This is a genomic window from Pseudomonas pergaminensis, assembly GCF_024112395.2.
GTDB classification, from domain to species: Bacteria; Pseudomonadota; Gammaproteobacteria; order Pseudomonadales; family Pseudomonadaceae; genus Aquipseudomonas; species Aquipseudomonas pergaminensis.
Genome location: NZ_CP078013.2, coordinates 5,119,962 through 5,142,810, shown reverse-complemented (window position 1 = coordinate 5,142,810; position 22,849 = coordinate 5,119,962). Strand labels below are relative to the sequence as shown.

General features: G+C 58.3%; 22 protein-coding genes, 4 tRNA genes and 1 riboswitch. Of the genes, 18 read left to right on the top strand and 8 right to left on the bottom strand.

Translation table 11 applies throughout. The annotated features are described in order from the left end of the window. The first annotated feature begins 106 nt into the window (after nt 1-106). The 6 genes from aruF to astE all read left to right on the top strand — a co-directional run bounded on the left by aruF (nt 107) and on the right by astE (nt 6,522). Nucleotides 107-1,126, top strand: a complete 1,020-nt coding sequence (aruF, locus tag KUA23_RS23345; RefSeq protein ID WP_003175655.1) for an arginine/ornithine succinyltransferase subunit alpha — start codon at nt 107-109, stop codon at nt 1,124-1,126. A gap of 51 nt (nt 1,127-1,177) precedes the next feature. Next, complete coding sequence (gene astA, locus KUA23_RS23340; RefSeq protein ID WP_078049883.1) at nt 1,178-2,203, top strand: arginine N-succinyltransferase; 1,026 nt, start codon at nt 1,178-1,180, stop codon at nt 2,201-2,203. Continuing rightward, nucleotides 2,200-3,669, top strand: coding sequence for a succinylglutamate-semialdehyde dehydrogenase (gene astD, locus KUA23_RS23335; RefSeq protein ID WP_252994310.1), 1,470 nt, complete (start codon nt 2,200-2,202; stop codon nt 3,667-3,669). The genes astA and astD overlap by 4 nt, the downstream gene beginning before the upstream one ends. A 161-nt stretch (nt 3,670-3,830) precedes the next feature. Then, nucleotides 3,831-5,177, top strand: a complete 1,347-nt coding sequence (gene astB / locus KUA23_RS23330; protein WP_100492273.1) for an N-succinylarginine dihydrolase — start codon at nt 3,831-3,833, stop codon at nt 5,175-5,177. A gap of 38 nt (nt 5,178-5,215) precedes the next feature. Beyond that, nucleotides 5,216-5,506 (top strand): hypothetical protein, encoded by a 291-nt coding sequence (locus KUA23_RS23325; RefSeq protein ID WP_003214319.1) that lies wholly within the window; start codon nt 5,216-5,218, stop codon nt 5,504-5,506. An 11-nt stretch (nt 5,507-5,517) separates the two neighbouring features. Further along, nucleotides 5,518-6,522, top strand: a complete 1,005-nt coding sequence (gene astE / locus KUA23_RS23320) for a succinylglutamate desuccinylase (protein ID WP_252992922.1) — start codon at nt 5,518-5,520, stop codon at nt 6,520-6,522. On the opposite strand, the gene KUA23_RS23315 is transcribed toward astE, so the two are convergent. After that, the gene (locus tag KUA23_RS23315) at nt 6,519-7,994 is read right to left on the bottom strand and encodes a M91 family zinc metallopeptidase (protein WP_252992921.1); all 1,476 of its coding nucleotides are present in this window, start codon (nt 7,992-7,994) and stop codon (nt 6,519-6,521) included. The two genes, astE and KUA23_RS23315, sit on opposite strands and share 4 nt — an antisense overlap. 143 nt (nt 7,995-8,137) lie before the next feature. Then, nucleotides 8,138-8,650, bottom strand: coding sequence for a 6,7-dimethyl-8-ribityllumazine synthase (locus tag KUA23_RS23310; RefSeq protein WP_078049878.1), 513 nt, complete (start codon nt 8,648-8,650; stop codon nt 8,138-8,140). Between the two features lie 96 nt (nt 8,651-8,746). Continuing rightward, nucleotides 8,747-8,916: riboswitch (FMN riboswitch) on the bottom strand. A gap of 190 nt (nt 8,917-9,106) precedes the next feature. Here KUA23_RS23310 and ltaE point away from each other — a divergent pair. The 8 genes from ltaE (at nt 9,107) to mgtE (ending at nt 16,845) form a co-directional block, all read left to right on the top strand. Continuing rightward, nucleotides 9,107-10,111 (top strand): low-specificity L-threonine aldolase, encoded by a 1,005-nt coding sequence (gene ltaE, locus KUA23_RS23305; RefSeq protein WP_099493697.1) that lies wholly within the window; start codon nt 9,107-9,109, stop codon nt 10,109-10,111. A 146-nt stretch (nt 10,112-10,257) separates the two neighbouring features. Then, a complete protein-coding gene (alaS, locus tag KUA23_RS23300) occupies nt 10,258-12,876 on the top strand; it encodes an alanine--tRNA ligase (RefSeq protein WP_252992920.1) in 2,619 nt (872 codons plus the stop codon). A gap of 94 nt (nt 12,877-12,970) precedes the next feature. Further along, complete coding sequence (locus KUA23_RS23295; RefSeq protein ID WP_010208327.1) at nt 12,971-14,212, top strand: aspartate kinase; 1,242 nt, start codon at nt 12,971-12,973, stop codon at nt 14,210-14,212. A 174-nt stretch (nt 14,213-14,386) separates the two neighbouring features. Beyond that, nucleotides 14,387-14,575 carry a carbon storage regulator CsrA gene (csrA, locus tag KUA23_RS23290; protein ID WP_003175645.1) on the top strand — a complete coding sequence of 63 codons (189 nt, stop codon included), beginning with the start codon at nt 14,387-14,389 and terminating at the stop codon, nt 14,573-14,575. A 62-nt stretch (nt 14,576-14,637) separates the two neighbouring features. Then, nucleotides 14,638-14,728 (top strand) — tRNA-Ser (locus tag KUA23_RS23285). A gap of 108 nt (nt 14,729-14,836) precedes the next feature. Further along, nucleotides 14,837-14,913 (top strand) — tRNA-Arg (locus tag KUA23_RS23280). Between the two features lie 72 nt (nt 14,914-14,985). Continuing rightward, nucleotides 14,986-15,062: transfer RNA gene (locus KUA23_RS23275), tRNA-Arg, on the top strand. Nucleotides 15,063-15,402: 340 nt separating this feature from the next. After that, on the top strand, nt 15,403-16,845 hold the full coding sequence (gene mgtE / locus KUA23_RS23270; protein ID WP_058427502.1) for a magnesium transporter: 1,443 nt from the start codon (nt 15,403-15,405) through the stop codon (nt 16,843-16,845). 171 nt (nt 16,846-17,016) lie between these two features. On the opposite strand, the gene KUA23_RS23265 is transcribed toward mgtE, so the two are convergent. Then, complete coding sequence (locus tag KUA23_RS23265; protein ID WP_003175643.1) at nt 17,017-17,343, bottom strand: Arc family DNA-binding protein; 327 nt, start codon at nt 17,341-17,343, stop codon at nt 17,017-17,019. A 49-nt stretch (nt 17,344-17,392) separates the two neighbouring features. Between KUA23_RS23265 and KUA23_RS23260 the strand changes: the two genes are divergently transcribed. Further along, the gene (locus tag KUA23_RS23260) at nt 17,393-17,707 is read left to right on the top strand and encodes a hypothetical protein (protein ID WP_252994321.1); all 315 of its coding nucleotides are present in this window, start codon (nt 17,393-17,395) and stop codon (nt 17,705-17,707) included. A gap of 19 nt (nt 17,708-17,726) precedes the next feature. Here the strand turns inward: KUA23_RS23260 and KUA23_RS23255 are convergent, their stop codons facing one another. Both KUA23_RS23255 and KUA23_RS23250 read right to left on the bottom strand, forming a co-directional pair. Continuing rightward, nucleotides 17,727-17,906 carry a PA3371 family protein gene (locus KUA23_RS23255; RefSeq protein WP_078049874.1) on the bottom strand — a complete coding sequence of 60 codons (180 nt, stop codon included), beginning with the start codon at nt 17,904-17,906 and terminating at the stop codon, nt 17,727-17,729. 11 nt (nt 17,907-17,917) lie between these two features. Then, entirely contained in the window at nt 17,918-18,145 is a 228-nt protein-coding gene (locus tag KUA23_RS23250; protein ID WP_252992919.1) for a hypothetical protein, read from the bottom strand. A 325-nt stretch (nt 18,146-18,470) separates the two neighbouring features. Between KUA23_RS23250 and KUA23_RS23245 the strand changes: the two genes are divergently transcribed. Then, a tRNA-Arg gene (locus KUA23_RS23245) sits at nt 18,471-18,547 on the top strand. Nucleotides 18,548-18,615: 68 nt separating this feature from the next. Beyond that, entirely contained in the window at nt 18,616-19,485 is an 870-nt protein-coding gene (locus KUA23_RS23240) for a DUF2971 domain-containing protein (RefSeq protein ID WP_252992918.1), read from the top strand. Here KUA23_RS23240 and KUA23_RS23235 read toward each other — a convergent pair whose 3' ends face one another. Beyond that, on the bottom strand, nt 19,486-20,097 hold the full coding sequence (locus KUA23_RS23235) for a recombinase family protein (RefSeq protein ID WP_252992917.1): 612 nt from the start codon (nt 20,095-20,097) through the stop codon (nt 19,486-19,488). Nucleotides 20,098-20,667: 570 nt separating this feature from the next. On the opposite strand from KUA23_RS23235, the gene KUA23_RS23230 reads away from it, so the two are divergent. Next, entirely contained in the window at nt 20,668-21,852 is a 1,185-nt protein-coding gene (locus KUA23_RS23230) for a hypothetical protein (RefSeq protein WP_252992916.1), read from the top strand. A 33-nt stretch (nt 21,853-21,885) separates the two neighbouring features. Here the strand turns inward: KUA23_RS23230 and KUA23_RS23225 are convergent, their stop codons facing one another. Both KUA23_RS23225 and KUA23_RS23220 read right to left on the bottom strand, forming a co-directional pair. Beyond that, nucleotides 21,886-22,482, bottom strand: a complete 597-nt coding sequence (locus KUA23_RS23225) for a tail assembly protein (RefSeq protein WP_252992915.1) — start codon at nt 22,480-22,482, stop codon at nt 21,886-21,888. An 8-nt stretch (nt 22,483-22,490) separates the two neighbouring features. Further along, nucleotides 22,491-22,835 carry a hypothetical protein gene (locus KUA23_RS23220; protein ID WP_017138409.1) on the bottom strand — a complete coding sequence of 115 codons (345 nt, stop codon included), beginning with the start codon at nt 22,833-22,835 and terminating at the stop codon, nt 22,491-22,493. Nucleotides 22,836-22,849 lie beyond the last annotated feature (14 nt).

Here is a 22,849-nt window from a genome sequence, read left to right as displayed (position 1 = left end):
AAGCCCGGCTCCCACATAGATTTGTTTACACCGTGAGAGCGGTGTGAGCAGTTCTCCTGTCCGGCATTTTTCCCTCTGTGAGTTTTTCGAGTTAAGGAGTGACACCATGCTGGTGATGCGCCCCGCGCAAATGGCTGATCTGGGCGAGGTACAGCGTCTGGCTGCGGACAGCCCGATTGGTGTCACCTCCTTGCCGGATGATGTGGAACGCCTGAGCGACAAGATCGCCGCCAGCGAAGCGTCCTTCGCGGCCGAGGTCAGTTTCAACGGTGAAGAGAGCTATTTCTTCGTGCTCGAAGACACCGAGACCGGCAAGCTCGCCGGCTGCTCGGCCATCGTCGCCTCGGCCGGTTACTCGGAGCCGTTCTACAGCTTTCGTAACGAGACCTTCGTGCACGCGTCTCGCGAGCTGAAGATCCACAACAAGATCCACGTGCTTTCCCAGTGCCACGACCTCACCGGCAACAGCCTGCTCACCAGTTTCTATGTGGTGCCCGAGCTGGTCGGTTCGCCGTGGTCGGAACTCAATTCCCGTGGCCGGCTGCTGTTTGTCGCCAGCCACCCCGAGCGCTTTGCCGACTCGGTGGTGACCGAGATCGTCGGCTACAGTGACGAGAACGGTGACTCGCCGTTCTGGGACGCCATCGGCCGCAACTTCTTCGACCTCAACTACGCCGCCGCCGAGCGCTTGTGCGGGCTGAAAAGCCGTACCTTCCTCGCCGAGCTGATGCCGCATTACCCGATCTACGTGCCGCTGCTGCCGGACGAAGCCCAGGAAGCCATGGGCCAGGTGCACCCGCGTGCACAGATCACCTTCGACATCCTGATGCGCGAAGGCTTCGAGACCGACCATTACATCGACATCTTCGACGGCGGCCCGACGCTGCACGCACGGGTATCGGGCATTCGCTCGATCGCCCAGAGCCGTGTGGTACCGGTGAAGATCGGTGAGATGGTCAAGGGTGTCGGTCGCCAGTACCTGGTGAGCAACGCGCAGTTGCAGGATTACCGCGCGGTAATGCTGGAACTGGACTACGCGCCGGGTAAACCGGTGACGTTGGACCTGGCAGCGGCCGAAGCCCTGGGTGTTGGCGAAGGCGCGAGCGTGCGCCTGGTAGCGGTTTAAAAAGAGAGTTTCGCGGGTGGCTGACAACAGCGGCCCGTTCGAGGAGATAGCATGATCGTTCGTCCCGTACGCAGCAGCGATTTACCGGCCCTGATTGATCTGGCGCGCAGCACCGGCACCGGCCTCACGACCTTGCCGGCCAACGAAGAGCGCCTGACCCACCGCGTGGGCTGGGCGGAGAAAACCTTTCGCGGCGACGCCGGGCGCGGCGATGCCGACTACCTGTTCGTGCTGGAAAACGACGAAGGACGCGTGGTGGGCATTTCTGCCATCGCCGGTGCCGTCGGCCTGCGTGAGCCCTGGTACAACTTCCGGGTCGGGCTGACCGTCAGCGCCTCCCAGGAGCTGAACATCTACCGCGAGATTCCGACGCTGTTCCTGGCCAACGACCTCACCGGCAATTCCGAGCTGTGCTCGCTGTTCCTGCACGCCGATTACCGCACCGGCCTCAACGGCCGCATGCTGGCCAAGGCGCGGCTGTTGTTTATCGCCGAGTTCCCGCAGTTGTTCGGCAACAAGATCATCGCCGAGATGCGCGGGGTGTCCAACGACGCCGGGCGCTCGCCGTTCTGGGAAAGCCTGGGCCGACACTTCTTCAAGATGGAGTTCAGCCAGGCCGATTACCTCACCGGCGTGGGCAACAAGGCGTTTATCGCCGAACTGATGCCGAAGTTTCCGCTGTACAGCTGCTTCCTTTCCGAAGATGCACGCAACGTCATCGGCAAGGTCCACCCGGACACCGAGCCGGCGCTGAGCATGCTCAAGAGCGAAGGGTTCAGCTACCAGGGCTATGTCGACATCTTCGACGCCGGCCCGGCGGTGGAGTGTGAAACCACCAAGATCCGCGCGGTGCGCGACAGCCAGTCATTGGTACTGGCCATCGGCACACCCGGGGACGACGCCACGCCGTTCCTGATCCATAACCGCAAGCGCGAGGATTGCCGCATTACCGCCGCACCGGCCCGCCTGGCCGCAGGCACGCTGGTGGTCGATCAACAGACCGCCAAGCGCCTGCAACTGGTGGTGGGTGATCAAGTGCGTGCCGTACCGTTGTCCGCTGCTCGGGAGTCGAAATAATGAATTCGCTGTATATCGCAGGTAGCTGGCTGGCTGGCCAGGGTGAACTGTTTGAGTCGCGCAACCCCGTGACCCAGCAGGTACTGTGGGCCGGCAATGGCGCCACTGCCGAGCAGGTCGAGTCCGCCGTGCAGGCCGCGCGCCAGGCGTTCCCGGCCTGGGCCCGGCGCCCGCTGGAAGAGCGCATCAATGTGCTGGAAACCTTCGCGGCCACGCTGAAAAACCGTGCGGATGAAATCGCCCGCTGCATCGGCGAGGAAACCGGCAAGCCACTGTGGGAGTCGGCCACCGAAGTCACCAGCATGGCCAACAAGATCGCGATCTCGGTGCAGAGCTACCGCGAGCGTACCGGCGAGAAGAGCGGCGCCCTGGGCGACGCCACCGCCGTGTTGCGCCACAAGCCCCACGGTGTGGTGGCGGTGTTCGGGCCGTACAACTTCCCGGGCCACTTGCCCAACGGCCATATCGTGCCGGCCTTGCTGGCGGGTAACACCGTGCTGTTCAAGCCGAGCGAGCTGACCCCTAAGGTCGCCGAACTTACTGTGCAATGCTGGATCGAAGCCGGCCTGCCGGCGGGCGTGTTGAACCTGCTGCAAGGCGCGCGGGAAACCGGCATCGCGTTGGCGGCCAACCCAGGTATCGATGGGTTGTTCTTCACCGGCTCCAGCCGCACCGGCAATCATCTGCACCAGCAATTCTCCGGGCGCCCGGACAAGATCCTCGCCCTGGAAATGGGTGGCAACAACCCGCTGGTCGTCGATGAAGTGGCCGATGTGGATGCGGCGGTCTACACCATTATCCAGTCGGCGTTTATCTCGGCTGGTCAGCGTTGCACCTGTGCCCGCCGCTTGCTGGTGCCGGAAGGCGCCTGGGGCGATGCGTTGCTGGCGCGCCTGGTGGCGGTCAGCGCGACGATAGAAGTCGGCGCGTTTGATCAGCAGCCGGCGCCGTTCATGGGTTCGGTCATCTCCCTCGCCGCCGCCAAAGCGTTGATGGACGCCCAGGAACTGATGCTCGCCAATGGCGCTGTGGCGCTGCTGGAAATGACTCAGCCTCAGGACCAGGCCGCCTTGCTGACCCCCGGCATCATCGACGTGACCGGCGTGACCGAGCGTGAAGACGAGGAACTGTTCGGCCCACTGTTGCAGGTGATCCGCTACGCTGATTTTGAAGCGGCGATTGCCGAGGCCAACAACACCCAATACGGTTTGGCCGCTGGTCTGTTGTCGGACTCCGAAGCGCGCTACCAGCAGTTCTGGCTGGAAAGCCGCGCCGGCATCGTCAACTGGAACAAACAACTGACCGGCGCCGCCAGTACCGCGCCGTTCGGTGGGGTAGGGGCCTCGGGCAACCACCGCGCCAGTGCCTATTACGCGGCGGATTATTGCGCGTACCCGGTGGCCTCGTTGGAAACCCCAAGCCTGGTGGTGCCAACAACCCTGACCCCCGGTGTAACACTCAAGTGAAGGTGGCACCGATCTAAGGTGGGAGCTGGATTGCCTGCGAGGCAGACGACTCGGTCTTTCAGTACAACCGAGTTGATGCTATCGCAGGCAAGCCAGCTCCCACAGTTGATCGGGATGACAAGTTGATGCCTATAAAAACAGATGTTCGTGGAGCCTCGCCGATGAAATCCTATGAAGTCAATTTTGACGGTCTAGTGGGGCCGACCCATAACTACGGCGGTTTGTCCTATGGCAACGTCGCGTCCCAGAGCAACAGCCAGCAGTCTTCCAACCCAAAGGAAGCGGCGTTGCAGGGCCTGCAGAAAATGAAAGCCCTGATGGACATGGGCTTTGTGCAAGGTGTGCTGGCACCCCAGGAACGTCCTGATGTGGCGGCCTTGCGCAACCTCGGTTTCAGCGGCACCGACGCCCAGGTCATCCAGCAGGCCGCCAAGCACGCTATGCCGTTGTTGGTCGCGAGCTGCTCGGCGTCGAGCATGTGGGTGGCCAACGCCGCCACCGTCAGCCCGAGTGCCGACACCTTCGACGGTCGCGTGCATTTCACCGCCGCCAACCTCAACTGCAAGTACCACCGCAGCATCGAACACCCAACCACCAGCCGCGTGCTGGGGGCGATGTTTGCCGACCAGAAGCACTTCGCCCATCACGCTGCATTACCGGCGGTGGCGCAGTTCGGTGACGAGGGCGCGGCCAACCACACACGCTTCTGCCGCGACTATGGCGAGGCGGGCGTGGAGTTTTTCGTGTACGGGCGCAGCGCCTTCGACACCCGTTACCCGGCGCCGCAGAAGTACCCGGCGCGCCAGACGCTCGAAGCGTCCCAGGCCGTTGCACGCTTGCACGGCTTGAAGGATGAGGGCGTGGTCTATGCCCAGCAGAATCCGGCGGTGATCGACGCCGGCGTGTTCCACAACGATGTGATCGCGGTGGGTAACGGCGAAGTGCTGTTCTATCACGAGGACGCGTTCCTCAACACCGAACAGATGCTGGGCGAGCTGCAAGGCAAGTTGGGCAAGCTGGGCGGCAACTTCCAGTCTGTCTGCGTACCGCGGGCCCAGGTCAGCGTCGAGGACGCGGTGCGTTCCTACCTGTTCAACAGCCAGTTGCTGAGCCGCCCTGATGGTTCGATGCTGCTGATCGTGCCGGAGGAGTGCCGCGCCAACGAACGCGTGTGGCAGTACCTGCAGAACCTCACGGCCTCTGGCGGGCTGATCCGCGAAGTCAACGTCTTTGATCTCAAGCAAAGCATGCAGAATGGCGGCGGCCCGGCCTGCCTGCGTTTGCGTGTGGCGTTGAACGAAACCGAGCTGGCGGCGGTGAACCCAGGGGTTATCATGACCGCGCCGTTGTACGACACATTGACCCAATGGGTCGACAAGCACTACCGCGACAGCCTGCGCGAAACCGACCTGGCGGACCCGCAATTGCTGCTTGAGTGCCGGACGGCATTGGATGAACTGACGCAAATCCTTAAACTGGGCTCGGTCTATCCTTTCCAGATCAATTAACGCCACCTTCTTTTACGCCCTATGCTGAGAGCTACTTTATGACCACCGACACCCTGAAACTGATTCTTGAAGACACCGACGGCACCCAGCTGGAAACTTCCTGCACCCGCGTCGCCGTGGTCTGGCAGGGCAAGGAAATCTGGATCCAGCACGACGGCCGTGGTCAACTGCTGATCGGTGTGGACGTGGAAGAAGGCGACGCCGAGTACGCGAACCTGCTGATGCGCCCGCTGGCCACCAACCTGATGAGCCTGCAACTGGAAATGGAACCGGCCGACGTCGAAGGTGATGACGACGATCACGTCCACGGTCCTGGCTGCAACCACTAAGGAAGCTGCTTATGCTCGCCCTCGGCAAACTGCTTGAACTGACCCTCGCCGGTCGCGAACCGGCGCAAAAAATTCAACTGACTGTCGACGGCGTGCAGATGCGCTGGCTCAGCGAGGGCGCACTCGAAGTGCGCCCGCCTGAAGCGAAGGACAACGGCAGCGACGTGCTGCTGTCGTCCGGCATCCATGGCAACGAAACCGCGCCGATCGAACTGCTCGACCGCCTGTTGCATGGCATTGCCCGTGGGGAGATCAAGCCCCGTTCCCGTATTCTGTTCCTGTTCGGCAACCCCGAGGCCATGCGCCGCGGCGAGCGTTACCTCGAACTGGACGTCAACCGGCTGTTCAACGGTCGCCATGAGAAAAACATCGGCCCCGAAGCCATGCGCGCCGCTGAGCTGGAGCAATTGGCTCGCAGCTTCTTCAGCCTGCCGGGCCGTTCACGCCTGCATTACGACCTGCACACGGCCATTCGCGGCTCGAAGATCGAGCAGTTTGCCCTGTACCCGTGGAAGGAAGGTCGCCAGCATTCACGTCAGCAGTTGGCGCGCTTGAGCGCGGCCGGCATGCAGGCGGTGCTGCTGCAGAACAAGACCTCGATCACCTTTACGGCCTTTACCTACGAGCAACTCGACGCCGAGGCCTTCACCCTCGAACTGGGCAAGGCCCGGCCATTCGGGCAGAACCAGGGCGTGGATGTGTCGCGCCTGGAAACACGCCTCAAGCAGATCATCGAAGGCACCGAGCCTGAGACTGACAGCCTGGATGGCTTGCAACTGTTCGCCGTGTCGCGCGAAGTCATCAAGCACAGCGATGCCTTCTTGCTGCACCTGCCGGCAGACGTGGAAAACTTTTCGCCGCTGGCCAAGGGTTATCTGCTGGCCGAAGACGTGGCCAAGACCCGCTGGGTGATCGAGGAGGAGGGCGCGCGCATCATCTTCCCCAACCCGAAGGTGAAGAATGGTTTGCGCGCGGGAATTTTGATTGTGCCCACCACCGAGGACGGCCTGGTTTAATTATTCCGGTACTGTTTGCGCGGCGGTAACCCGAGTTCCTTGCGTAGCCCGTTTTCGCTGAACTCCCTCGGGTTGGTGTTGGTGGGCGGCGTGCTCGAGTCGCGATCAAAGTCGAACGGCGGTGCTGTCGTGGGCAGGCCCACGGCTTGCAGTTCGAGGTTTTTCACCGGATAGCGCGGTTTGTTGCCGTCAATACCGTCGGGGCTCTCACCGCGCAACAACGTGCCGCTGATGTGGTTCCAGGCGTGGCACAACTCGTGGAACAGGTTAATGATGCTGGGCGTTCCGGGGATTATGTCAGTGGTGTTGTACCAAATGTCTCCGCCGAACGAGGGACGGCCAGGCTGGTCATTGTCGATAAACGGCCAATCTGCGGTGCCGGGCGCCGGGACGAATAGCCCGTTGAGCCTGGGGTAGAACTCATGAATGGTGATGGGGTGTCCGTTCTCGCGTGCGGCATGCTCCAGTTGCGCGAGCAAGCGTTGCCCGGTCGGTGAGCCGAGCAGCAGGCGTAGATCGTCATTGACCCGCTGGACGAATTGCGCACTGCCTTGCACAACGAGTCCACTCTGGCCCAAGGGCTTGGGCTCCAAATGAACCACGTGGGAAGCCAATTGGCCGGGAGGAAGGTCATCCGGCACGTCCGGGTGCATCATCAAGGCACAGTCAACTGTCAGGCTGCTCTTGAAGTTGTAGTACGTGACATCGTCGGCCTTGAGCTGGGTGACGTCGTTGAGCCCATCGCCGGTGTAGATAACGTTTTTGGCCGGGCCGGCCTTGATCCGGTCGTTACCGGGGCCGCCGCTGAGGATGTTCAACCCGCGCCCGCCGACAATATGATCATTACCCGGGCCTCCATCCAGGAAGCATGAGCCGCTGCCGCCGCTGATCTCGTCAGCACCGGGGCCGCCATACACGGTCATGTGGGTATCTTGAAAACCGTGGACCTCGTCGTTGCCGTCGCCCGCTTCCACATGGCAAGCGCCGTTGACGACAGCGATGAAGTCATCGCCAGGGCCGGTGTAGAGGGTGGCCGTTTTGGCTGCGGTGACCACGCGGTCGTCGCCTTCGCCGCTGTACACAAAGACCGGCACAATCACATTATCTTCAATATGAATTCGATCGTTACCGCCGCGGGTGTCCAGCACCACTGTCTGGGTGCGCCAGTTGAGGGTGATCTCATAGCGGGCCTGATTGATCTGCACCGTCAGTGTCAGTAGGGCGTCTATCGGAGGGGCGCCAACGATATTGACCATGTCGGGGGTGTTGAAGGTGGTGAGGCACAGTTGGTCGACCTCTTCATCCCTGAACAGCTTGCGTTCGATGCGCACATTTTCATTTTCAAGGATGTCGTGGATTTCGATAAAGCCCGGGCCGCCAGGACGTTCGTTGGTGGGTTCGCGCCTTGGTTTGGGGGTGAGTGTGCGTGCATCGATGACGTAGACGCCTTCGGCATTTTGATTGGGGTGCATCTCGCAGTTCCTTGCGTCGGAGGTAAGGGGGCAGGCCTTACTAAACCGCAGGGGGGCGCTCTTGAAGCGGTATATATGCAGCGTCAAAAAAAAGCCCCGGCAAAGGCTTGCCGGGGCATTTTTGATCACGGGCTGAGGAGGCGTCAGACCGCCAGTTTTTGCGGCTCTTCGCTGCGACGGATCGCGCGGACTTTCTTCAAGGTATCAGCGCAGGTACGGGCGGCTTCCTGGCCCTTGTGCACGAAGTGCTCGTAGAAGAAGGTGTGGTGCTCGCTACCGGCGTGGAAGTGATGCGGGGTCAGGGACACCGAGAACACCGGTACTTCGGTTTCCAGCTGCACTTGCATCAGGCCGCTGACCACCGATTGGGCCACGAATTCGTGGCGGTAGATGCCACCGTCCACCACCAGCGCAGCGGCGACAATGCCGGCATAACGACCGGTCTTGGCCAGCAGCTTGGCGTGCAGGGGCATTTCAAAGGCGCCGCCGACTTCGAAGAAGTCGATGTCCGATTCCTGGTAGCCCTGGGCGATGATTTCGGCGAGGAAGCCTTTACGGCTCTGGTCGACAATATCCTTGTGCCAGCAGGCCTGGATAAACGCGATACGTTCGCCGTGGTGGTGTTTGCTTTTGCTGTCGATAGCGGTGGGTTGCATGTTCTGACTCCTGTTTAAGAAAAAAACAGGGCGTTATGAATCGAATGGGATTTAAGGGTACGCAAACACACGTCGTGCGCGGCCCTTAGGTGCCAATCCCGTTCTCTCTTCATCCGGACTATGACCGTCGGCCCCGGGATCACACCGGGTCTGCTGACCTTGGCGCCGTCCTGCATGAGCAGTTCGAGGCGCCAAGCGCTCGCGGGCTATGCACATTGCGTGCAATTACCGCCGGTGGGGAATTGCACCCCGCCCTGAGAACGTTGCCGCCAGAACCCTGGCGGCGGAGAGTTTTTAACACGGTTTTTCGAAAACTGCACGACCGCTGTATCGATAAGCTATATCGGTTTGTTTGGTTGGTATTCGATTGAATGCAGTTGGGGCTTGATATTGCGCGGCTTTGCCCGCAGTAATCACTCACAAAAGGAACTTACTCAACCCTGAGAGGCGTGCTTCATGTCTGTGATCGACCTGCGCAGCGACACCGTGACCCAACCCACCCCCGGCATGCGGGATGCGATGGCCAATGCCCTCAGCGGCGATGACGTGTATGGCGAAGACCCCAGCGTCAACCTCCTGGAGGCCGAACTTGCCAAGCGCCTGGGCTTTGCCGCTGCGCTGTTCGTGCCCACCGGCACCATGAGTAACCTGCTGGCGTTGATGGCCCACTGTGAACGCGGCGAGGAATACATCGTCGGCCAACAGGCCCACACCTACAAATACGAAGGTGGCGGGGCGGCCGTGCTCGGTTCGATCCAGCCCCAGCCACTGGAAGTGCAGGCGGACGGCTCCCTGGACCTGAACCATGTGCTCGAAGCCATCAAGCCCGACGACTTCCACTTCGCCCGCACCCGCCTGCTGGCGCTGGAAAACACCATGCAGGGCAAGGTGCTGCCGCTGGAGTACCTGGCAAACGCGCGCGCGTTCACCCGCGAACACGGCCTGGCCCTGCACCTGGACGGCGCGCGGCTCTACAACGCAGCGGTCAAGCTGGGGGTGGATGCGCGCGAGATTGCCCAGCACTTCGATTCGGTGTCGGTGTGCCTGTCCAAGGGCCTCGGCGCGCCGATCGGCTCGGTGCTGTGTGGCTCCACGGCGCTGATTGCCAAGGCACGGCGCCTGCGCAAGATGGTCGGCGGTGGCATGCGCCAGGCCGGCTCGCTGGCGGCGGCGGGGCTGTACGCGCTGGATCACCAGGTGCAGCGCCTGGCGGACGACCACGCCAACGCACAATGGCTGGGGGATGAGCTGCGCAAGGCCGGCTATACCGTCGAGCCGGTGCAGACCAACATGGTCTATGTGCAAATCGGTGATCAGGCCCAGGCGTTGAAAGCCTTTGCCGCCGAGCGCGGGATCAAGTTGAGCGCCGCATCGCGCTTGCGCATGGTCACGCACCTTGACATCAGCCGGGCGCAGATCGAGCAAGTCGTGCAGACATTCGTCGACTTTTCCCGGAAATGACAGTGCAGACCGTCTAATTGACTGTTTCTATCGCATAAACACGCTGTACCACCGGCAAAGGGCCGATATAATGCGGCCCTTTGCCGTCGCTTCGTCTGATGATGTTGCGCACTGGCCTTTGGCCGCAGCCTCCGTGGAAGAACCTAATGAAAAGCGCAGAAATCCGTGAAGCCTTCCTTCGCTTCTTCGAAGAGCAAGGTCACACCCGTGTCGCCTCCAGCTCCTTGATCCCAGGCAATGACCCAACCCTGCTGTTCACTAACGCGGGGATGAACCAGTTCAAGGACTGCTTCCTGGGCCAGGAAAAACGCGCCTACACCCGTGCTGTCAGCAGCCAGAAGTGCGTGCGCGCCGGTGGTAAGCACAACGACCTGGAAAACGTCGGCTACACCGCCCGTCACCACACCTTTTTCGAAATGCTCGGCAACTTCAGCTTTGGCGATTATTTCAAGCAAGATGCGATCAACTTCGCCTGGACCTTCCTCACCGGCGTACTGAAACTGCCGAAGGAAAAACTCTGGGTCACCGTCTACGCCAGCGATGACGAAGCCTACGACATCTGGACCAAGCAGGTCGGCGTACCGGCCGAGCGCATGGTGCGCATCGGCGACAACAAAGGCGCGCCGTACGCCTCCGACAACTTCTGGACCATGGGCGATACCGGCCCGTGCGGCCCTTGCACCGAGATCTTCTACGACCACGGTGCCGATATCTGGGGTGGCCCACCGGGCTCGCCAGAGGAAGACGGCGACCGTTACATCGAGATCTGGAACAACGTGTTCATGCAGTTCAACCGCACCGCCGATGGCGTGTTGCATCCGCTGCCAGCGCCGTCGGTCGACACCGGCATGGGCCTGGAGCGGATCAGTGCGGTGATGCAGCATGTGCACTCCAACTACGAAATCGACCTGTTCCAGAGCCTGCTGGCCGCGGCCGCCAAGGCTATCGGTTGCGCCAATGAAGACCAGGCGTCGCTCAAAGTGGTGGCTGACCACATCCGTTCCTGCGGCTTCCTGATTGCCGACGGCGTGCTGCCGTCCAACGAAGGCCGTGGCTACGTGCTGCGTCGCATCATCCGTCGCGCTTGCCGCCACGGGAACAAGCTGGGCGCCAACGGCAGCTTCTTCTACCAGATCGTCGCGGCACTGGTGGCCGAGATGGGCGAAGCCTTCCCGGAACTCAAGCAGAACCAGGCGCACATCGAGCGCGTGCTCAAGGCAGAAGAAGAGCAGTTCGCCAAGACCCTGGAGCAGGGCCTGAAGATCCTCGAGCAAGACCTTGCCAACCTGCAAGGCAGCGTGGTGCCGGGCGACGTGGTGTTCAAGCTCTATGACACCTACGGTTTCCCGATGGACCTGACCGGCGACATCGCCCGTGAGCGCAACCTGACCCTCGATGAAGCTGGTTTCGAGCGCGAGATGGAATCCCAGCGCGTGCGTGCGCGTTCGGCCAGCTCCTTCGGCATGGACTACAACAGCCTGGTCAAGGTTGACGTGGCCACCGAGTTCACCGGCTACAAGGCCACCCAGGGTGCGGCCAAAGTGGTTGCCCTCTATAAAGACGGCCAGTCGGTTGACGTATTGAATGAAGGCGATGAAGGCGTGGTGGTCCTGGACCAGACCCCGTTCTACGCAGAATCCGGTGGCCAGATTGGCGACTGCGGTTTCCTCAAGGCGGCGTCCGGGCGTTTTGACGTGCGCGACACCACCAAGACTGGCGGTGCGTTCCTGCACCACGGCGTGTTGGCTTCGGGCAACCTGACCGTCGGTTCGCCGGTGGACACCCAGGTAGACGCCGACGTGCGCCACGCCACCGCGCTGAACCACTCGGCCACGCACCTGCTGCACGCCGCGCTGCGTCAGGTACTGGGGGAGCACGTGCAGCAGAAGGGGTCGTTGGTCGACAGCCAGCGCCTGCGTTTCGACTTCAGCCACTTTGAAGCGATCAAGCCTGAGCAGATCAAGGCCCTGGAAGAAATCGTCAACGCCGAGATTCGCAAGAACACCCCGGTAGAGACCGAAGAGACCGATATCGAGACCGCCAAGGCCAAGGGCGCCATGGCGCTGTTCGGCGAGAAGTACGGCGACAGCGTGCGGGTACTGAGCATGGGTGGCGACTTCTCGGTGGAGCTGTGTGGTGGTATCCATGCCAACCGTACCGGCGACATCGCCCTGCTGAAAATCGTCAGTGAAGGCGGCGTGGCCTCCGGTGTGCGCCGTATCGAAGCGGTGACTGGCGCAGCAGCCCTGGCCTACCTGAATGCGGCTGAAGAACAACTCAAGGAAGCGGCCACCCTGGTCAAGGGCAGCCGCGACAACCTGATCGACAAGCTGTCCGCTGTGCTGGAGCGCAACCGTGCCCTGGAGAAGCAGCTGGAGCAGTTGCAGGCCAAGGCGGCCAGTGCTGCAGGCGACGATCTGTCGGCCTCGGCCGTGGACGTCAAGGACGTGAAAGTCCTGGCTGCACGCCTGGATGGCCAGGACGGCAAGGCGCTGTTGGCCCTGGTCGATCAGTTGAAGAACAAGCTCGGCCGCGCAGTGATCCTGCTCGGCGGTGTCCATGAGGATAAGGTCGTTCTGGTTGCTGGTGTAACCAAGGACCTGACTGGCCAACTCAAAGCCGGTGATTTGATGAAGCAAGCCGCCGCGGCAGTGGGCGGGAAGGGCGGTGGTCGTCCGGACATGGCGCAAGGCGGTGGTGTAGACGCTGGCGCCCTGGACGCGGCCCTGGCCCTGACCGTGCCGTTTGTCGAGGCAGGTATTTAAGGCACCGTTAACCGGCCCGTGGTCTAGTCACGGGCTGCTCGGTGCTGGTTGATTGGATATTAGGCGCCCCTTTACGGGCTGAGGCGGCTTAGAAATGGCTTTGATCGTACAGAAATTTGGAGGCACCTCGGTCGGCTCTGTCGAAAGAATCGAGCAGGTGGCCGACAAGGTTAAGAAGTTCCGCGATGCCGGCGACGACCTGGTGGTGGTGCTGTCGGCCATGAGCGGCGAGACCAATCGCCTGATCGATCTGGCCAAGGCAATCAGTGGTGATCAACAGCCGCTGCCGCGTGAGCTGGATGTGATCGTGTCCACCGGCGAGCAGGTGACCATCGCCTTGCTGGCCATGGCGTTGAATAAACGCGGTGTGCCGGCGGTGTCCTACACTGGCAGCCAGGTGCGCATCCTCACCGACAGCGCGCATACCAAGGCGCGGATCCTGCAGATTGACGATCAGAAAATTCGTACGGATCTGAAAGCCGGGCGCGTGGTAGTTGTAGCAGGCTTCCAGGGTGTGGACGAGCAGGGCAACATCACCACCCTCGGGCGTGGTGGTTCGGACACCACCGGCGTGGCGCTGGCCGCGGCCCTCAAGGCCGATGAATGCCAGATCTACACCGATGTGGATGGCGTCTACACCACCGACCCGCGTGTGGTGTCCGTGGCCCAGCGCCTGGACAAGATCACCTTCGAAGAGATGCTGGAAATGGCCAGCCTCGGTTCCAAGGTGTTGCAGATCCGTGCGGTGGAGTTCGCCGGCAAGTACAACGTTCCGCTGCGCGTACTGCACAGCTTCAAAGAGGGTCCGGGCACCCTCATTACTATTGATGAAGAGGAATCCATGGAACAGCCGATCATTTCCGGTATCGCATTCAACCGTGATGAAGCCAAGCTGACTATCCGTGGCGTGCCAGACACCCCGGGCGTGGCCTTCAAGATCCTGGGCCCTATCAGCGGCGCGAACATCGAAGTCGACATGATCGTGCAGAACGTTTCGCACGATAACACCACCGATTTCACCTTTACGGTGCACCGTAACGAGTACGATGCGGCGGAGCGAATCCTGCAGAACACCGCGAAGGAAATCGGCGCCCGTGAAGTGGTCGGCGATACCAAGATTGCCAAGGTGTCGATCGTGGGGGTGGGCATGCGTTCCCATGCCGGCGTTGCCAGCCGCATGTTCGAAGCCCTGGCCAAGGAAAGCATCAACATCCAGATGATCTCCACGTCGGAAATCAAAGTCTCGGTGGTGATCGAAGAGAAGTACCTGGAACTGGCCGTGCGCGCGTTGCATACCGCTTTTGAGTTGGACGCTCCGGCCCGACAGGGCGAGTGATGCAGTGCCAGGAAGGCGCGGTTTACCGCGCCTTTCCTTTTTTTGTAGGGCGCATGTTCTTTTGCGTGCGCTCGACAATACTTAGGCAGTAGGACTATGACCTTTTGGTTGTAGGTCGAAGGCCTTTTTTTTGCAGACTGTTGTTCCTGAACTGAAATGCGTGAGGAGAAAGGTATGCTGATTCTGACTCGTCGTTGCGCAGAAAGCCTGATTATCGGTGATGGCGAAATCACCGTGACCGTGCTCGGCGTCAAAGGCAATCAAGTGCGTATCGGGGTTAACGCTCCGAAAGAGGTAGCGGTGCACCGCGAGGAAATCTACCTGCGGATCAAGAAAGAGAAGGACGAAGAACCAAGCCTTTAATTTTTATCGTTTTTTATGTTTGCAAACGGGGATGAACGTGGTTAATATACGCCCCGTGTTGCGGAGAGCTGGCCGAGTGGCCGAAGGCGCTCCCCTGCTAAGGGAGTACACCTCAAAAGGGTGTCGGGGGTTCGAATCCCCCGTTCTCCGCCATTATTTGCTTAGTACGTTGCAATCTGGTTTTTTCGGTAAGTTGTTGAAATTACTCGAAAAAATAGCTTTACATAGAGATTGAACGGCCTATAATGCGCGGCAACAAATGCACTCGTAGCTCAGCTGGATAGAGTACTCGGCTACGAACCGAGCGGTCACAGGTTCGAATCCTGTCGAGTGCACCATTTAAGAGTCAGTTGCAGCAATGCAGGTGATTCGGTTACAACCAGTTGTGATCTGGTCTAAAAACACAATCTGCACTCGTAGCTCAGCTGGATAGAGTACTCGGCTACGAACCGAGCGGTCACAGGTTCGAATCCTGTCGAGTGCACCATACAAACAAAAAGCCCGCCTAGTGCGGGCTTTTTGCCGTCTGGGGTTTGTGTAGGACTTCATCTTTTTCTCCTGCCTGCATGTGTTTTCCTTTCCCGCTGCGTCGTCGCAGTTCTTAGATGCAGCCAATGCTTAGCTTTGGCTCGCAAGCGCTTGTTCTTTCCAGTTTTTTAACGTTTAAAGTGGCCGGGCGGTGTATCATTGCGCCCGTCAGCCCCGCCGGGGCTTGTGGAATACCTCCATGGACTTACCCAGTAGTTACTCAGTACCCCGTTTTACCAATCATGAATTGACTGATTGATCCTTCCGGCGTGCCCCGCTGCTGGGAGTGGAGTTCGCCTATGACCGAAGTAGAAGTAAAGAAAACACAAGAAAGCCTGCAGGATCGCCTCGCTCAAGTCATCGAGCTGCTGCAGCGCCAGCGCGTGGTCGAAGACCTGACGCATCGCCAGGACGGCCCGAATAACAACCTAGTCGAAAACCTGGTTCACCGGCAAAACCTCGTCGAGCTGCAACGCAAGCTCGACGACCTGCACTCCGCCGACGTCGCCTACATTCTCGAAGCCTTGCCGCTGGATGATCGACTGACCCTCTGGCAGTTGGTCAAGGCCGACCGCGACGGCGACATCCTGCTAGAAGTTTCCGACTCGGTCCGTGAAACCCTGATCGCCGACATGGACGATCACGAGCTCCTGGCTGCGGCCAAGGAGATGGACGCCGACGAACTGGCTGACCTGGCTCCCGAGCTGCCCCGTGATGTTGTCCATGAGCTCATGGAAGCGCTGGATACTCAGCAGCGTGAGCGCGTGCGCTCCGCGCTGTCCTACGATGAGGATCAGGTCGGTGCGCTGATGGACTTCGAGATGGTCACCATCCGCGAAGACGTCAGCCTGGAAGTGGTCCTGCGTTATCTGCGCCGACTCAAAGAGTTGCCAGGCCACACCGACAAATTGTTCGTGGTTGATTACGAAGGCATTCTCAAGGGTGTGCTGCCGATCAAGCGCCTGCTGGTGAATGATCCGGAAAAGAAAGTTGCGGACTTGATGGCCAGCGACACCGTGAGTTTTCATCCCGATGAGGATGCTTATGATGCGGCCCAGGCGTTCGAGCGTTATGACCTTATCTCGGCGCCGGTGGTCGACAAGAACGGCAAGCTGATCGGGCGTCTGACCATCGATGAAATCGTCGACTTGATTCGTGAGGAAAGCGAAACCGAAGTCCTCAACATGGCGGGTCTGCGTGAAGAGGAAGATATTTTTGCCTCGGTCTGGCGTTCGTTGCATAACCGCTGGGCCTGGCTGGCCGTTAACTTGATCACCGCCTTTATTGCCTCGCGTGTGATCGGGCTGTTCGAGGGCTCCATCGAGAAGCTGGTGGCGCTGGCGGCGCTGATGCCGATCGTGGCGGGGATCGGTGGCAACTCGGGTAACCAGACCATTACGATGATCGTACGGGCGATGGCGCTGGATCAGGTCAGTACGGCCAACTCATCGCGTCTGTTGCGCAAGGAGCTTGCGGTAGGCCTGATAAACGGCCTTGTGTGGGGTGGAGTGATCGGCGTGGTGGCCTACCTGCTGTATGGCAGTTGGTCGCTGGGTGTGGTGATGACCGCCGCCATGACGCTCAACTTGCTGCTCGCTGCCCTGATGGGGGTGTTGATCCCCATGACCTTGGCCCGCCTTGGTCGTGACCCTGCCATGGGCGCCAGCGTGATGATCACGGCTATGACCGACAGTGGTGGCTTCTTCATCTTCCTGGGTCTGGCAACCATCTTCCTGCTCTAATCCCTCTTGGCGCCAGCTCCCCTGTAGGAGCTGGCTTGCCAGCGAAAAATCCTCAACGATAACGCACAAGGCCCAGTAGCTCGTTCGTTCTCTCCGGCGCTTTCGCGACCCCCCTCAAATCCCAGGCAAAAAAAAGCCAGCACATGGCTGGCTTCGGCTTTCAGCTGCAAATCAATTGGCTTCTGCGGCCGCCTCAACGTCATGCGCGATAAGCGAGACGAGAGCATTTTGCTGGCGGTGGGAGAGCTGACGAAAGCGCTGCAGCAGTTCGCGTTCGTGCAGCGACAGCTCGGGGCTGTCCAGGCGCATGCTCAACTCGTCGCCCAGCGCACCTTCCTGAATGAGGCTTTGTTCCAGGCGCGCGATGATTTCGGAGTTCATGCTGCGGTGATGATTGCGAGCCACCTCGGCAATGCGTTCCCGCATTCCGTCTGGCAGACGTACGACGAACTTGTCAGCCGTACGGCTGGAATAAATTGCCTGTTTCAATGGGCGCATATATTTAACCGGTTAGTTCAGGGGAGCGGTTTTTGGAATTGGCCGCAAGATGAGTGTTAAGACAAGGCTCACGACCAAAGTTCAACCTGAATTGCAAAGAGGTCGCATCATGCCTCAGATTTGCCATTTCCTTGGCGTCAATTCTGTGACAAATATTGAACTGCCTGAAGGCTTTATGCCAGCACTCATTTGCATTTTTGCGGACTGGTTGGAAAATTTTTCTTCGCGTAAATCCGCGAGGGAACTTCCCGCAAGTCAGGCCACCACAGGGTTTGAGGCCGCACATCCTATCGCAAAGTGGCCTTTTGCCCTTAGCTTTAAGACTAGTGGCAATTTGCCGATTAGCGAGGGTGAGGCGACATAAGGTAGGCGAGGGGGGTGGGTTAGCGCAGGACGGGATCGAATTTGATGCGACGACCTAGAATCAGGGTCAGCACTAGAAGGCTGGCAAACACGCCGCTGGCGATGAATGCGGTAGTTTGGCTGTCTGCAGACTCGGTGCCCATGCCAACAACGACGGCCAATGCAGTCAGGCAGAGAAACAGCCAGGCGAATTTGTTCATCAACGACTTCCTCAGAAAACCCAGTGTTCAGACGCAGTTGCAGATTGGGTGCCCTGGGCCAGACGGACTGGCGACTGCGCGTTCGGCGTCATGACCGCCAGTTGCGGACGTTGCTGCAGGTGGTGCGGCACGGCCTGGCTGATCTGCGCCGGGTCGTTGGCACCTGTCGACTGGAAGTGAAACGTGACCAATGCAGCCAGGGCTACGGTGTTAAGGGCTAACAGAAGGGCACTGTTCATGATTATGTTCTCCGCTCAACGCCGTGGCTTATTGGGTTTGTAGGAGAAGTATTGCAGGTGTCGTGCCAATCTAATAATTCAATAAAATCAACAGGTTGAGTCTACTTCAAAGGGTGGAAAGGTTGCAATTTGCAATGATGGCGTTTTGGGGGAGTGCAATTTGCACGATGGCCTTGGGAGCCCGTATTTGCAGGGCCAAACCGGGATCATTCACAGAGGTATAGGCCTACACTCAAAAAGCCCACGGACGACATGACAAAACCCACCCTGACCGTTAACATGCACGCCGTCCGTCGCCATGCCCGTGGCTCGACGGCTGTCATTTGTCCCAGTAGCTCAATTGGATAGAGCATCCCCCTCCTAAGGGGAAGGTTGGCCGTTCGAACCGGCCCTGGGACACCATTAAATTCAACGACTTGCGCACACTCCATGGATAGGCGGTTGTGTTCATGGGTGCAGGATGGGTGCAATTGAGCATTCTTTACCACTACACCAGCCAGCAAGGATTGCTTGGAGTCCTCGACAGCAAGTCAATTTGGGCAACCAATACTCATTACCTAAACGATCCCACAGAGTTCGTTCATGCCCTGTCGTTCGCCAGAGCAATGGCAAGCCATTCCTATGAAGATGACTATTGGGAGACATTCGGTTTCATGCTCCATGGCCATTTGAACAAAATGGACGAGCAGGATCTCTACGTTTCTTCTTTCAGTGAAAAGCCTGATTTGCTCAGCCAGTGGCGGGGGTATTGCCCCGGTGGAAGTGGTTACTGCATCGGCTTTGATCAACGCCTGGTAGCAGAGTACTGCGAGGAGAGAGGCATTCGATTGGAGAAGTGCCTTTATAAGCATGAGGATCAGGCTGGGGCAGTGGCGACCATAATTTCTGCAGGTAGGGATTGCTTTCCGTCGGTCCCGCACTCGGTGGAGGAGTTCTTTTCGCTTCCTACCGAAGAAAAACTAGACTGTATGTTCGCGATCAAGGACCGCCTTAATGGGGATCTAAAACCTGAAGCAGATCGAGTGCTCAATACGATTTGCAATCTATTGTTGGAGCTTGCACCGCTGTTCAAGCACGAGGGCTTCCATGAAGAGGCGGAGTGGCGAATTATTTCGAACAAGCCCGATCACCAAGTGCGGTTTCGTACCGGGCCATCCTACGTCATACCGTACATTTCAATTGATCTGCTCAATGCCAAGCCTGATGTGCTGAAAAAACTGATCGTGGGGCCCAATCCAAATCAGGCTCGTGCCGCGAAAGCTGCTGAGCTCTTAGTTAAGCAGTATGGATATGACAAGAGCATCGTTACGTGCTCAGACATTCCATTCAACAACTGGTGATTAAGTCGAGTTCCGTATACGGAGAACGGTAGTGGTCGAGCAATCGGCGTGCCTAGCGGTGGCTCGGATGCCTAGCCCGGCATCGAGCAGTTCCTTGACCCTCCTATGCAAGTCGGCATCAACAGGCCTGCCCTGGTACTTGCCAGCCGCTTTAGCCTTCTCGATACCTTGAGCCTGTCGTTCGCGGCGCTGTTCGTAGTCCTTTCGGGCAATCGCCGCCATCATCTCTACCAGCATGGAATTGATTGCTCCCAGCATCCGACCGGTGAACTCGTCGCCCTTGGTGTCCTGCATTCCCTGGTGGCTGGTCGGAAGGTCGAGCGCGACGATGCGCAAACCCTTGGAGTCGATAGCAGCCTTCAGCTTTTGCCAATCCTCTACCGGCAAGCGGGAGAGTCGGTCTATCGACTCCACCAGCAACACGTCACTCTTGCGGGCATCCTTGAGCAGGCGCAACAGCTCAGGCCGATCGGCGGTGGCGCCACTGGCGTTCTCCTGGTAAACGCTTGCTATGACCTTGTTGTGGTCGCTGGCGAACTGCTCGAGCGACGCCCGGGCGCGGCCGGCGTCTTGTTCGTCGGTGGATGCTCGGAGGTATGCGCGGATGAACATGATGGGTGCCTGTATCAGTTAGGGCGTTCTACTAAGAATGTTGCATTTTGGGTGTTACTTATCAAGCGAAAAGCCCGAGAAAGGCAAAATAAGCCTGTATCTGGATAGGCATACCCTAGAGAGCTTGACATCGAGAAAGGCGCATAGGAGTCTTCGATACTATTAGGAACTAGGTACGCGCTCAGGGAGAGGGCCTTTGATCTACACGCCAAATCCGCAGCATCGAAGCAGAGCTTTTGCAGGAATTAAGTCCCAATGGACGATCTCACTTCCTGAGGAAAAAGGATGTTTTGATCTTGCCGCCTCAGCCGACTGGTTCGGAAATGACTGTTATTGGGGCCTTAATGTTGGTGGCGGCTCTGTGCAGCCCATTGGGATAGCACCACCGCCCATTGGCTGCCCTCTCCATGTTGCAAAGTTTGTGGGTGACTCTCATGAAAACTGGCATGGTTACCCAGTCGCGCACTGGATAGCTCCATGGGATAGGCCTACGGAAGTAATTTTGACTAGCTGGAAGGTATTCGGGTTTATCTCGAAAGCGCAGATGGCCAAGATACATAGGGGCAAAAAATGCGCTCTGTGAAACTTAGTATTCCCGGAAGTTATTGGGATTCTCAAATCTACTCAGGCGAACTTATCCTTTTGGGTGATGGGGGAGAACTTCATAAGGTTGCCTGGGAGGAGTTTATAGATGATATAGCAAATCAACATTTGGAAATTCAGACGGCGATTAGAGTCGCCTTTTCAGATAGTGATTTGTTCTATAATACTAAGGTTCGTAGAATATTGCGCGACCCCCACGTTGAACATCCTATAAAGCTCCAGCTCTCAAGGCTGTCTGAGGCTAATTTGCATGCGGAAAATATGCAGTCTCGCGAGTATTGGTCGACACAGACTAGTCCGTTTAACTTTCTCCCTACAGATACAGAAGTTTACTATAACCAGTTCTTTGCAGGTGGTAATGAAGGCCTCTATTCATTTCCGCGAACTGCCTCTACTCGCTCAAGAGAGAGTCGGTTAAATAAACATCATGACGCAAGCATATTTCAGGTGAAAGCATCCGAGCGGTTTAGCGCGCTGGCCACTGCGGCGGGAACGGACGGGCTCTTTGATTTCAGCGTTCCACGAAGCAGTTTTGATTCGCTGGGAAATGCTAGACAGCTCGCCACCCAAGCCTGCAGTGCTTGCGACTGGGCGTTCCAAAGCGTTATGGGGTGGACCTCTGAAGACGCATTTATGGCCAGCTTTAGAGAGGAGAAAGATCCAGGAACTAAGAAGAAAATTCGTGTGTTTGATCGAATAATTGATCAGCGAGAAATCTTCGGATTAAGCAGTGTTGCTGAGCCCGATTTCGTATGGGGTAGCAGAGAGAAGATGTACAAAATATCTGGCGGAGCGATATCTGTCAGTAATTACAACTCATCTTATAAAGCAGAAAAAAAATCTAATTCAAAATTTGAATATTTAGGCGGTCAGGATCTCCCATTCGATGGTGATGTGGTTTCAACGGGAACTGCTCCATTTGGTACAGTCCTAGAAATGGACGACCGCATGATAGTTTTGCGTAGCGATGGTGAGGTTGAAATATTTCCGGGAGAGCCAGTCCATTGGCGAGTTTTTCCACGCTCGGAGCATTACAGCAATCAACTGCATATAATTTATGAGGACTACGTGGATGTCATTTCATTCACTCATGATTACTTTGTAAATCAGCAAGAGAAAATATTTGGTTTTTCAAAGTCTCGTGAAGAATGAGACTGATTAGGATCTGATTTTTTCTAGGTTTTTTTAAACTTTATCTTCAGCGTAAATTGCAGCGCTGATGATTGCTCCACCCCAACGACGGTGGCCAATGCATAGCGGCACGGGATTTCCTGAGGCGGTGGTGTTTCGGGCTGAACCGAACGCGTATCCAGGTTGATTTTCTGGCGCAGCGCTTGTCTTGAGACCGCCGGCCTGGGGGCTGAGCATTTGGATAACTCCACCGGCGACCATACCCACGCCTGATGCGAATAGCGCTGCCGATACTGGAGGTGCCCAGAACGTGAAGAATGACGCGGCAATAAGAATTGCCCCGACGACTGTTTGCAACACTCCAGCACGCTTACTACCAACGATAACAGGCGAGATTATGATGTCGCCGGTGCCCTGGTATCCCAGCTCCTCTGCGCCAATATTTTTCTTGCCGCGAAACACTGCAAACTCCAAGCCGCGCGACTTGGCGTTAGAGATAAAACGCTCAAGGCCTGGGATCTGTACACACAAGGCTTTGATTGCTTCGGCAGGCGAGCGAACGGCTAGGTGATAGACCTTTCCGAACCGCCGGAGCTGGCCATAGAGCTTGATTGTGGTACGTGGGTTGTAATCGATTGCTGTAGCGGCCATGAGGCCTCCTATGGATTAGTCGAAGGGGCTGGAAGCCCAAGGCGAATGGCGAGCACAGCGCGTGACATATGCGCCTGGTCGATGGTCAGTTGCTCCTGGCGCGGGTCGTAGTTCCACACCCGGTTGTAGATTGCCTCGCTGGCCCGGGCACCGCGGAATGTCCCCCTCAGCAGGTCGGCCGAAACCCTGGCCTCTTCCTCGGTGAAGAAGGGGCCGTCGACTGTCACCTGTTGGCCACCACTGACGTGCTGGACCTCCCACACCGTGTAGCCGGCGTCCGGCCCTTGGATCAGTTCGTATGGTTTGAATTTCTGCGTTTTGCACGCCTCGGTAAAGCGCTCTTGAAAGGTCATGTCTTCACACTCAC

Excerpts from the sequence above, each read along its gene's own strand:
- aruF (WP_003175655.1), top strand. The coding sequence starts at position 107 with ATGCTGGTGATGCGCCCCGCGCAAATGGCTGATCTGGGCGAGGTACAG.
- astA (WP_078049883.1), top strand. The coding sequence starts at position 1,178 with ATGATCGTTCGTCCCGTACGCAGCAGCGATTTACCGGCCCTGATTGAT.
- astB (WP_100492273.1), top strand. The coding sequence starts at position 3,831 with ATGAAATCCTATGAAGTCAATTTTGACGGTCTAGTGGGGCCGACCCAT.
- KUA23_RS23325 (WP_003214319.1), top strand. The coding sequence starts at position 5,216 with ATGACCACCGACACCCTGAAACTGATTCTTGAAGACACCGACGGCACC.
- astE (WP_252992922.1), top strand. The coding sequence starts at position 5,518 with ATGCTCGCCCTCGGCAAACTGCTTGAACTGACCCTCGCCGGTCGCGAA.
- KUA23_RS23315 (WP_252992921.1), bottom strand. The coding sequence starts at position 7,994 with ATGCACCCCAATCAAAATGCCGAAGGCGTCTACGTCATCGATGCACGC.
- KUA23_RS23310 (WP_078049878.1), bottom strand. The coding sequence starts at position 8,650 with ATGCAACCCACCGCTATCGACAGCAAAAGCAAACACCACCACGGCGAA.
- ltaE (WP_099493697.1), top strand. The coding sequence starts at position 9,107 with ATGTCTGTGATCGACCTGCGCAGCGACACCGTGACCCAACCCACCCCC.
- alaS (WP_252992920.1), top strand. The coding sequence starts at position 10,258 with ATGAAAAGCGCAGAAATCCGTGAAGCCTTCCTTCGCTTCTTCGAAGAG.
- KUA23_RS23295 (WP_010208327.1), top strand. The coding sequence starts at position 12,971 with ATGGCTTTGATCGTACAGAAATTTGGAGGCACCTCGGTCGGCTCTGTC.
- csrA (WP_003175645.1), top strand. The coding sequence starts at position 14,387 with ATGCTGATTCTGACTCGTCGTTGCGCAGAAAGCCTGATTATCGGTGAT.
- mgtE (WP_058427502.1), top strand. The coding sequence starts at position 15,403 with ATGACCGAAGTAGAAGTAAAGAAAACACAAGAAAGCCTGCAGGATCGC.
- KUA23_RS23265 (WP_003175643.1), bottom strand. The coding sequence starts at position 17,343 with ATGCGCCCATTGAAACAGGCAATTTATTCCAGCCGTACGGCTGACAAG.
- KUA23_RS23260 (WP_252994321.1), top strand. The coding sequence starts at position 17,393 with ATGAGTGTTAAGACAAGGCTCACGACCAAAGTTCAACCTGAATTGCAA.
- KUA23_RS23255 (WP_078049874.1), bottom strand. The coding sequence starts at position 17,906 with ATGAACAAATTCGCCTGGCTGTTTCTCTGCCTGACTGCATTGGCCGTC.
- KUA23_RS23250 (WP_252992919.1), bottom strand. The coding sequence starts at position 18,145 with ATGAACAGTGCCCTTCTGTTAGCCCTTAACACCGTAGCCCTGGCTGCA.
- KUA23_RS23235 (WP_252992917.1), bottom strand. The coding sequence starts at position 20,097 with ATGTTCATCCGCGCATACCTCCGAGCATCCACCGACGAACAAGACGCC.
- KUA23_RS23230 (WP_252992916.1), top strand. The coding sequence starts at position 20,668 with ATGCGCTCTGTGAAACTTAGTATTCCCGGAAGTTATTGGGATTCTCAA.
- KUA23_RS23225 (WP_252992915.1), bottom strand. The coding sequence starts at position 22,482 with ATGGCCGCTACAGCAATCGATTACAACCCACGTACCACAATCAAGCTC.
- KUA23_RS23220 (WP_017138409.1), bottom strand. The coding sequence starts at position 22,835 with ATGACCTTTCAAGAGCGCTTTACCGAGGCGTGCAAAACGCAGAAATTC.